Origin of the sequence: Kitasatospora sp. A2-31 (genome assembly GCF_022288725.1) — a bacterium.
GTDB lineage: Bacteria > Actinomycetota > Actinomycetes > Streptomycetales > Streptomycetaceae > Kitasatospora.
Window position 1 is genome coordinate 185357 of the sequence record NZ_JAKNTA010000015.1, and the last position, 9023, is coordinate 194379.

Genomic DNA, 9023 nt, shown 5'->3' on the forward strand with positions numbered 1-9023 from the left:
CCCCGGCCTCCCCCAGGCGCGCGTCGGTCACGCCGTCTTCGCCGCCCGGGCCTCGGTTGCTGCCGTCAGCTCGGCCACCAGCCGGGTGGCGAGCGGAACCGCGACGCCGTACCGCGCCGCGGAGCGCAGGAGCGCCCCGCCGACGGCGTCGAGCTCCAGCGGCCGGCCGGCCTCGGCGTCGCGCTGCATCGAGGACTTGGCACCGGCCGGGAACGCGTCGTACAGCGCCATGGTCCGCTCGGGGTCCGCGGGCGCGCCGCAGGCCCGGCTGACGGCGGCGGCCTCCTCGACCAGCGCCGTCAACTCCGCCCGGCGGTCGGTCCGCACGCGGCCGATGGTGAGCGCGTACCGGGTGGTGAGCAGCGCGAACGGCGCGAGGAAGGCGAGTTTGGCCCAGAGCGCCGACGACTCGTCCGCGATCACCCGGGTCTGCACGCCGGCGGCCCGGAGCATCCCGGCCGGCGCGGCGAGCAGTTCGGACGGCCCGGCCAGGTCGATCTCGGTGAACGGGCTGCCGTGCTCGACGACGCCGGGCGCGACCCGGGTCGACTCGACCCGGACCACGCCCGCGGCGACCCGCTGCGCACCGAACCGGCGGCGCAGCTCGGGCACGTGCTCGATGCCGTTGAGCAGCGGGACGACCAGACCGTCGGCGACCAGGCCGGGCGGCACCCGTTCGAGGGCGGCCGCCAGGCTGGTCTGCTTGACCGTCACCAGGCAGAGGTCGACCGGTTCGCGGAGTTCGGTGTCGGCCTCCACCGGGGCGGCGAACTCGCCGAACTGCGCGCTGTGCACCCGGATCCCGTCCTGGCGCAGGGTGTGCGCGGTGGTCTCGCCGGCGAGGCAGACGACCCGGTGGCCGGCGCGGGAGAGCAGGGCGGCGAGCAGGCCGCCGACGCCGCCGGGGCCGAGCACCGCCACCGTCCGGCGACGGCCGGGGGTGGCGGGGGCTCCGGGCGTGCCCTGGGCGTCGGGGAGGTCGCGGGCGCCGGCGAGGCCGCTGTGGGAGCCGGGCCGGCCGAGGGCGTCGGCGAGGCCGGGCGAGCCGGGGACGCCGCGGCTGTCGGCGGTGACCGCGCCGGGGCGGGACGGATCGGCCAGGACGGCCTGGCAGGCCGTCCAGGCGGCAGGGCTCAGCAGCGAGCGCAGCCGGGTGAACAGGGCGAGCAGGTCGGGCCCGACGGCCGCGCGGAACGCCGGGTCGGTCCGTGCGAGGTCGAGCTCGTTCGCGGCGGACAGCTCGGCGAAGTCGCGCCGCTGCGCGGCGTCCGGGGTGAACGTGCGGCCGGTGAAGCGGTCCCGGAAGGCGGCGTCCGGGTCCGCCAGGGTCGGGTAGGACGCGTTCCGGTCACAACTGGCGTACAGGTACACGAGGTTCTCGGCCTCGGCCCCGATCACCGACGCCAGTTCGGACCGGCGTTCGACGGGCAGCAGGGCGGTGGGGAAGCCGTCGGTTCCGTAGCAGGCGTGGCACAGCCCCGCGAGTCGGAGCTCGGGGCGGGCTCCCCAGGCGGCGAGTAGGCGGTGGACGCGTTCCAGGTGGGCCGACAGGTTCCCGCCGGGGTGGTCGACGGCCGCCGCGCCGAGGTCGTGCAGCAGGGCGGCGGCGCGGACGGCGCGGTCGTCCCGGTCGGCGGTTCCGCGCTCGTCGTCGGCGACTGGTGAGGTGGACAAGTGAGGTTTCCTCTCGGCGTGTTGCGGGTCGGCACCCGCCTGCCTCCGCCTCACGTCCGGATCGCGCGGAGGCCCGGCGGGTTGCCGCCCTTGGCCATGCAGCGATGATCGAGCCGTGGCCAACCCCAAGTCAATCCACCGGTTTACTGGGAGACACCCAAGCATTACCTTGGGTTCCCGTGACTCTTGACGACCTTCGCGTCTTCGCCGCGGTCTGCCAGGCCGGCTCCCTGAGCGCCGTCGCCCGCGACCTCTCCTGCACGCAGTCCGCCGTCAGCCAGCATGTGAAGCGGCTGGAGCGGGAGTTGGGCGTCAGTCTGATCGAGCGCCACCCGCGCGGGGTCGTGCCGACCCACGCCGGGCGCCTGCTGCGGACGGCGGTCGCCGACGGCCTCGGCGGGATCGACCAGGCGATGCGCCGGATCGGCGAACTCGCCCGCGGAGCAGGGGGATCCGTCCGGGTCACCACCGGGTCCACCAGCATCCGGCACTTCATGTCCGCGGCGGTCGTCGACTTCCGCAGAAGCTTCCCCCAGGTCAGCCTGGAGTTCCAGACCGAGACCTCGAACCGCAGTTGCTTCGACGCACTCGCCGCCGGCCGGGTCGACCTGGCCTGGATCACCCTCGGCTCCCAGGTCCGCGGCATCGAGCAGCGCGCCGTGGTCGAGCTGCCGTGGGTGCTCGCCGTCGCCGATGGCGATCCGCTCGCCGCCCGGGACGCCATCGAGCCCGCCGACCTGCAGGACGCCCGCCTGATCGGCTTGCCCCAGAACTCGGCCTCCCGCTCCCGACTCGACTCCTGGCTCGCGGAGTACGGCATCCGGCCGGTCTTCGACACCAGCGTCGCGGACTGGGACACCGCCATCCTGCTGGCGCAGCTGGGCCTCGGCCATGCCGTCGTACCCGCGCTGCCCGACTGGCAGGCGCCGGGCCGCCGGGGGCTGCGGCTGATCCCGGTGCCGGCGCTCCCGGTCCTCACCGCCGGCTGGGCGGTGCGCCACTGGGACACCCTCCCCCCGCCGGCACGCGCGTTCGCCGACACCGTCGCCCGCCACTGCGCCCGGGGGTCCGCCGGCGCCTGAGAAAGTGTTGGGTAATCGGATGATCACCCGTTCTTGAGGTCGTCGGCGAGGCGGCGGGCTGCTTCGGTCTCGATGGGACCGCGTGGTTCGATCTCCTCGCCGGCGAGCCGGGCGGCCATGAGCCGGATCATGGCGACCTTGATCATCGCTTCGGCGTGCGCGGTCTTGCGCTCGTAGTCCCTCGCCAACCGTCTGCACCGTCCCAGCCAGGAAAATGTCCGCTCGACCACCCACCTGCGGGGCAGCACCTGGAACCCTTTCACATCCGCATTGCGCGGCACCGCGACGATCTCCAGGTTCTCGCGCTCCGCCGCCCAGCCGACCAGACCCGCATCGACCACATTCACATACCCGCCGTCCACCCAGACCATCCCGACCTGCGGAAACCGGTCCCGGACGCCGGCGAGAACCAGCTTCGCGCCCGCCCGGTCCTGCACCGAGGCCGAGTGCACGACCGCCCGCAGCACCAGCCCGCAGGTGTCCACGAGCAGGTGCCGTTTGCGGCCCCGAACGCGCTTGCCCGCGTCGTAGCCGATCGCCTGCCCGCCCTGGTGACTGCGCACGGACTGCGAGTCCAGCACCGCCGCCGAGGGCTGCGGATCCCGGCCGTCCGCCACCCGAACCCGCTCACGCAACGCGTCGTGGACCCGATCCCAGGTGCCGTCCGCCGTCCACGCACGAAACCACCGGTAGGCCACGTCCCACGGGGCGAGATCGTGCGGGACCAGCCGCCAGGCGCAACCGCTGACCAGGACGTACAGCACGGTGTCCACGACCAGACGACGCGGGAACTTCAGCCGACGGCCCGCCCTCCGTGGGTCCCGCACCGGTAGCAGCGGCTCGATCACCGCCCACTGAGCATCCGTCAACGACGAGTCATAGGAAGGCTTGCACGCGCAGACACACATGGCGGTGATCTTCGCGGACAGCCCGACCGTGAAGATCACCGCCAGCGCACTACGCCATGGAGTTGATCAATTACCCAACACTTTCTGAGCCGCGGCAGGAGCGACAGGAGGGACAAGAGCGACAGGAGGGGACGGAGGGCGGGCGGCGCCCGGGTTCGCGGCGGTCACGGCCCGCCGCGTGGCATCCGGCCGGTATCCCCGCCCGTCGTCCGCTCGGTCAGAGCTGCGGCGTGCGGTGGAGCGAGATGAGCAGCCGCCAGACCTGGTGGGCGACCAGCTCCGGGTCGGCCTCGATCCGGCCGTGCAGCCAGTCCGCGAGCACGCAGGTGAAGGTGCCGGCCACCGCCGACGCGACCAGGTCCGGCGCCGGGGCTCCCGCCAGCGCCCGCTCGGTACGGCTGCGCTCGCGCAACTCCTGGCGGAGCACCAGGCCCAGCGGCCCGCCGCCACCCGGGGTGAGCAGGGCCCGGTGGAGGGCGGCGTGCGGCACCAGTTCGGTGAAGAATCCGGTGAGCGCGCCCGGCGGGGCGGCCGGGTCCGGGATGCCGCGCCAGGCGTGCAGCGCGTCCACCGCCTCGCGGACGATGTCGGCGCACGCGTCCACCGCCAGCGCCTCCAGGTCCGGGTAGTGGACGTAGAAGGTGGCCCGGCCGACGCCCGCCCGGCGGACCAGCGCGGCGACGCTGACCTCCGCCAGCGGGCGTTCCGCGCACTCCTCCAGCAGCGCCCGTCGCAGGGTGGCCCGGGTGCGCTCGGCCCGGGGGTCCTGGGCGGCGTTCATCGGGCCAGCAGGACGGCGCCGAGGGCGAGCGCCCCGGGCAGGGCCTGGGCGATCAGGATGCGGCGGTTGGCGGTGGCCGCACCGTAGAGGCCCGCCACGATCACGCAGGAGAGGAAGAAGACCTGCGCCTGGAACCCGGTCGGCTCCGCGGCGATGAGGCCCCAGACCAGTCCGGCGGCCAGGAAACCGTTGTAGAGGCCCTGGTTGGCGGCCAGCGGCGCGGTCGCGCGCGCGAGTGCGGCGTCGAAGCCGGAGAGCTTGCGGCCGGCTGCGCGCTCCCAGAGGAACATCTCCAGCACCAGGAAGTACGCATGCAGGGCAGCCACCAGGCCGACCAGGACATCCGCGGTGACCCGCATCATCGCCTCCGATTTTCATGGACGGGTGTCCATCATAGCCGGACACGTGTCCAGGAAGCTCACCCGACCGCGACTCCGGCGGGTCGACGATCCCGTCACCGCCGAGGAGACCTGCCGCACGCCGCCGGGGTGAGCACCGGACCGGCCCGCCGGGGGGCGGGCCGGTCAGGGAGCCGGGCCGGAGGGGGAGCGGCCCGATCGGGGGCGGCCGACCCGCCGACCCACCGGGAGCCGGCAGGGGTGCAGCGGTTCGGCCGGTGGGGGACGGAGCGTTCGGCCGGCGGGGCCGGGGCGTCGGGTCGGCGCGGTGTCAGGCCTTCGACTGCCAGTAGCGGAACTCCTCGACCGGCTCGCCGTCGAGCGTCCACGGCCAGGCGGTGACCGTGTCGCCGATCAGGGCGAAGGTGTCGGCGCTCTCGCGCACGCGGCCGGCCTGGGCCAGGGCGTAGGCGAGCAGGTTGAGGTCGGCCAGGGCGGCCGCGTGGCGGAGGTGGCCCGGGCGGGGCCAGTCCCGCAGTGCGCCGTCCAGGATGCGCACGGCCCGGTGGTTCGCCCACTGGCGGCGGACCAGCAGCGCCTCCACCCCGCCCTGGGCGCTGGTCCGGGAGTGCTCGTCGACCAGCGCGGCCAGCTCGACGCCGACGGCCGGCGCGGCGGACGGCACCGAGGCCCGGACCGTCTCCACGAAGTCCATCTGACTGCTGCGCGAACCGCACTCCTCCGGCGACAGGTAGCGCAGCATCTGCAGATGGGCCTCCCGGTTCCACGGGTCGCGCGAGGTGATCTCGCCCCAGACCGCGAAGAGGTCGCGCGAGTCGGCGCGCATCACGCGCAGGATCCCGAGCAGCACCACCCAGGGGATGGGGTCGGCCGGAGCGGCCTCGGCTGCGCGGTAGCAGAGTTCGCCGGCGGCACGGGCGTCCTCCATCTTCCCGGCCTGCCGGCCGCGGACCATCTCGACCCACGCCTCGAACACGAGCGCGTCGGCGCACTGCGGCCGGCGTATCCGCCAGGAACGCCCGATCCCGGAGCGGGAGGCGACCTCGGCGAGCACGGCGAAGCGGTGGGTACGGCGGTCCCAGTCCGAACCGGGTTCCTGGAGAATCCGCTCGACCTGGTCGATCTGAATGGCATCCTGCCCCGGCATACCGGGGGAATTCAGCATTCGCCGCACACGACCGAGCTTGACATCGTCGAGTTCCGGGCGCAGGCGCGGGCCGGAAGCCCTAAGTCTTCCAAAGATCGACACGCGCCGCAGCCTAGAGCCCGGTGCCGAATTTCGGATACCCCCTGGACGGAAATCGTTATTCCGCCGTTTCCGATGACCCTGCGGGGCCGCAGCGTGATCGGGGCCGGGCGGGCCACCGGCGGAAACGCCACGGGGCGGCGTCGCGAGCGCCATCGGCCGCCGTCCGTCCCCCGGGCCGGCCGAATCCCGGGAGCCGCGACGGTTGCAGTTCGCACCAATGAGGTAAGCGGTTGCACTTCACACCGAAGGCACCGCACGGTCGAAATCGGAGACCCACCCCGCGAAAGGGCGCACCGAACGCGCCCGCATTCCGCCGGTGCCGCGCCGCGGGAGACCTGACCGAATATCAGCACGGAACTCGCCGCAAGCGGATCGCCGGGCATCCGTCACGGAACCGCTCGCCGGCCGGGGCGATCACCTCCGCCCTGCTGCGCCCGCCGTGGTCGGCGGCGACGAGGTGTTGCCGATGCGTCGGGAGGGAGCGACCGGCTTTCGCGGCGTCAGGCGGCCCGCGCTGCGGGCCGGTCGGCCCGCCCGCAAGGCTCCCCGAAGGCGGCTCGGGGGGCGTGCGGACGCCGGCCGGCCGTCACGCCCTTCGGCGGGCGAGGAAGAGGTCACTGAGGTGCAGCATGTCGATGCCGCCGCCGCGGGCGTCGAGCAGGCGGGCGGTCTCGGCCAGGGCCTGTTCGCGCCGTTCGGCCGGCAGGACCCGGTACGACGAGATGGAGGCGAGGAAGTCGAGGTAGCGGTCGGTCCCGTAGTGGACGTCCTGGCGGAAGCGGAAGGCGCGCAGATCGGTGAAGCGGCCGTCGCGGCGGCACTCGGCCTCGGGCCAGAAGTCAGCCTCGCCGCTGCCGGCGTCAGCTCCGTAGGACGAGGCCGGCACGTTGTGCGGGGAGGTGGCGACGCCGTGGCGGCGGTCGACCTCGGCCAGTTCGGCGTACAGGTCCGGGTCCACGACTCCGTGCGGGTTCCAGAACAGGGCCACGGCACCGCCGGGACGGAGGGCGGCGTGAACCGCGTCCCAGCGCCGCCGCGGATCCACCCAGTGCCAGGACGTGGCGGCGAACAGCAGCCCGAACCGGCGGCCGGCCGGCTCCCACTCCTCGAACCCGCCCACCTCCACCTGCACGCGCGGGAACCGCGCGGTGTTGCGGCGCAGCACCTCGGCCATCCGCGGATCCGGCTCGACACAGGTCAGCGACACCCCGTGGGCGGCGAAGAGCACGGTGGCCTTGCCGGTACCGGCGCCGACCTCCAACGCCGCACCCCCGCGCAGGTCCGCGTAGGCCAGCACCTCGGACACCAGGGCGTCCGCGTACGCCGGGCGCCCCGCGTCGTACCGCCCGGCGGCCTCGCCGAACACCCTGCCGAAGGCCCGGTCGGGCGGCGTACCGGTGTGTTCCGCTGCACTCACGAGCACTCCCGGCTTCCTCGACCCACGGGCGGTCACCCTACCGGGGCCCGTGACACGCGGGCCAGCGCGGATTCCGGCTCCCAGCGTCGCCCGCCCTCCCCCGTGTCACAGACCGACGGGCTGTCTCGTCCCCGAGTGCGGAGGCAGTCTCCGGAATCGGGAAGGTGTGATGGTCATGCGGGTGTTCCTGGCCGGTGGGAGCGGGGTGCTGGGGCGGCGGCTGGTCCCCCGACTCGTGGCCCGGGGCCACCAGGTGACGGCGACCACGACGAGCGCGGCCAAGCTGGGTCTGCTGCAGCGGCTGGGCGCGGACGGTGTCGTGATGGACGGCCTGAACGCGGAACAGGTCGGTGACGCGGTCGCGGCCGCGCGGCCGGACGCGGTCGTGCACCAGATGACCGCGATCTCCGTGGCGCACGCCGGAAAGCCCGACATCAAGCACCCCGACCGTTGGTTCGCCCGGACCAACCGGCTGCGCCGGGAGGGCACCAGCCACCTGCTGGCGGCGGCCGAGGCGGCGGGTGTGCCGCACCTGGTTGCGCAGGGCTACGCCAGCTGGAACGGCATCCGCGAGGGCGGCTGGGTGAAGACCGAGGAGGACCCGCTGGACCTCCTGGAGGGGACGGCCGCGCAGGCCGGGCTGGAGGCTCTGCGCCGCGCCGAGGAGATGGTTCTCCGGTCCGGCGGAGCGGTGATGCGGTACGGCGCCTTCTACGGCCCGGGCGCCGTCGACGACCAGGTCGAGCTGGTCCGCAAGCGGCAGTACCCGCTGGTGGGACGCGGCACCGGCCACAGCTCGTGGATCCACCTCGACGACGCCGCGGGCGCCACCGTCCTGGCCGTGGAGCAGCGGGCGCGCGGCGTGTTCAACATCGTCGACGACGAGCCCGCCCCGGCGAGCGAGTGGCTGCCCCACCTCGCCGCGTGCGCGGGCGCGAAGCCGCCGATGCGGGTACCGGTGTGGCTGGCCCGGCTGCTGGCCGGGGACCAGGCCGTGGTGATGATGACCGAGGGGCGCGGGTTCTCCAACGCCAAGGCCAAGCGGGAGCTCGGCTGGCAGCTGCGTCACCCCTCGTGGCGCCAGGGCTTCCGGGAGGAGCTGGCATGAGCGGCACCGAGGAGTTCGAGGAGCTGCGGCCGCTGTTGTTCTCGATCGCCTACCGGATCCTGGGCAGTGTGAGCGAGGCCGAGGACGCCGTGCAGGAGACCTGGCTGCGTTTCGAGGCGTCGTCGACCCGGCCGGTGTCGGTCAGGGCGTTCCTGTCGGCGGTGGTCACCCGGATCTCGATCGACGTGCTGCGTTCGGCCCGCGTGCGCCGGGAGGCCTACGTCGGGCCGTGGTTCCCCGAGCCGCTGCTCGCCGACCCGTACGAGGACCCGGCGCGGTCGGCGGAGCTGGCCGACTCGGTGTCGATGGCGGCCCTGCTCCTGCTGGAACGGCTCAGCCCGCTGGAGCGGGCGGTCTTCGTGCTCCGCGAGGTCTTCGACTTCGGCTTCCCCGACGTGGCCGCGGCCGTCGGCCGCTCGGAGGCGGCCTGCCGCCAGCTCGCGGT

General features: G+C 74.1%; 9 protein-coding genes and 1 pseudogene. 3 read left to right on the plus strand and 7 right to left on the minus strand.

The annotated features are described in order from the left end of the window. Positions 1-27 precede the first annotated feature (27 nt). Complete coding sequence (locus tag MCM47_RS32375; RefSeq protein WP_238949580.1) at positions 28-921, minus strand: ketopantoate reductase family protein; 894 nt, start codon at positions 919-921, stop codon at positions 28-30. Positions 922-1404: 483 nt separating this feature from the next. Then, positions 1405-1839 (minus strand): annotated as a pseudogene (locus MCM47_RS44185) (HD domain-containing protein); the annotation flags it as partial. 14 nt (positions 1840-1853) lie between these two features. On the opposite strand from MCM47_RS44185, the gene MCM47_RS32385 reads away from it, so the two are divergent. After that, on the plus strand, positions 1854-2756 hold the full coding sequence (locus tag MCM47_RS32385; RefSeq protein ID WP_238949535.1) for a LysR family transcriptional regulator: 903 nt from the start codon (positions 1854-1856) through the stop codon (positions 2754-2756). Positions 2757-2779: 23 nt separating this feature from the next. Here MCM47_RS32385 and MCM47_RS32390 read toward each other — a convergent pair whose 3' ends face one another. From MCM47_RS32390 to MCM47_RS32410, 5 genes are all read right to left on the minus strand, one after another. After that, positions 2780-3664 (minus strand): IS5 family transposase, encoded by an 885-nt coding sequence (locus MCM47_RS32390; RefSeq protein WP_238949581.1) that lies wholly within the window; start codon positions 3662-3664, stop codon positions 2780-2782. 217 nt (positions 3665-3881) lie between these two features. Beyond that, positions 3882-4445 (minus strand): TetR/AcrR family transcriptional regulator, encoded by a 564-nt coding sequence (locus MCM47_RS32395; protein ID WP_238949542.1) that lies wholly within the window; start codon positions 4443-4445, stop codon positions 3882-3884. Then, entirely contained in the window at positions 4442-4804 is a 363-nt protein-coding gene (locus MCM47_RS32400) for a DUF1304 domain-containing protein (RefSeq protein WP_238949582.1), read from the minus strand. Before MCM47_RS32400 ends, MCM47_RS32395 begins: the two co-directional genes overlap by 4 nt. A 310-nt stretch (positions 4805-5114) precedes the next feature. Then, entirely contained in the window at positions 5115-5951 is an 837-nt protein-coding gene (locus tag MCM47_RS32405) for a hypothetical protein (RefSeq protein ID WP_238949546.1), read from the minus strand. 688 nt (positions 5952-6639) lie between these two features. After that, positions 6640-7470 (minus strand): trans-aconitate 2-methyltransferase, encoded by an 831-nt coding sequence (locus MCM47_RS32410; RefSeq protein WP_238949547.1) that lies wholly within the window; start codon positions 7468-7470, stop codon positions 6640-6642. A gap of 169 nt (positions 7471-7639) precedes the next feature. Between MCM47_RS32410 and MCM47_RS32415 the strand changes: the two genes are divergently transcribed. After that, the gene (locus tag MCM47_RS32415; RefSeq protein WP_238949548.1) at positions 7640-8578 is read left to right on the plus strand and encodes an NAD(P)-dependent oxidoreductase; all 939 of its coding nucleotides are present in this window, start codon (positions 7640-7642) and stop codon (positions 8576-8578) included. Next, positions 8575-9023 (plus strand): sigma factor (locus MCM47_RS32420; protein WP_305068049.1); only part of this gene is annotated, 449 nt, incomplete at its 3' end. The genes MCM47_RS32415 and MCM47_RS32420, both read left to right, overlap by 4 nt.

Excerpts from the sequence above, each read along its gene's own strand:
- MCM47_RS32390 (WP_238949581.1), bottom strand. The coding sequence starts at position 3,664 with ATGTGTGTCTGCGCGTGCAAGCCTTCCTATGACTCGTCGTTGACGGAT.
- MCM47_RS32400 (WP_238949582.1), bottom strand. The coding sequence starts at position 4,804 with ATGCGGGTCACCGCGGATGTCCTGGTCGGCCTGGTGGCTGCCCTGCAT.
- MCM47_RS32415 (WP_238949548.1), top strand. The coding sequence starts at position 7,640 with ATGGTCATGCGGGTGTTCCTGGCCGGTGGGAGCGGGGTGCTGGGGCGG.
- MCM47_RS32405 (WP_238949546.1), bottom strand. The coding sequence starts at position 5,951 with ATGCCGGGGCAGGATGCCATTCAGATCGACCAGGTCGAGCGGATTCTC.
- MCM47_RS32395 (WP_238949542.1), bottom strand. The coding sequence starts at position 4,445 with ATGAACGCCGCCCAGGACCCCCGGGCCGAGCGCACCCGGGCCACCCTG.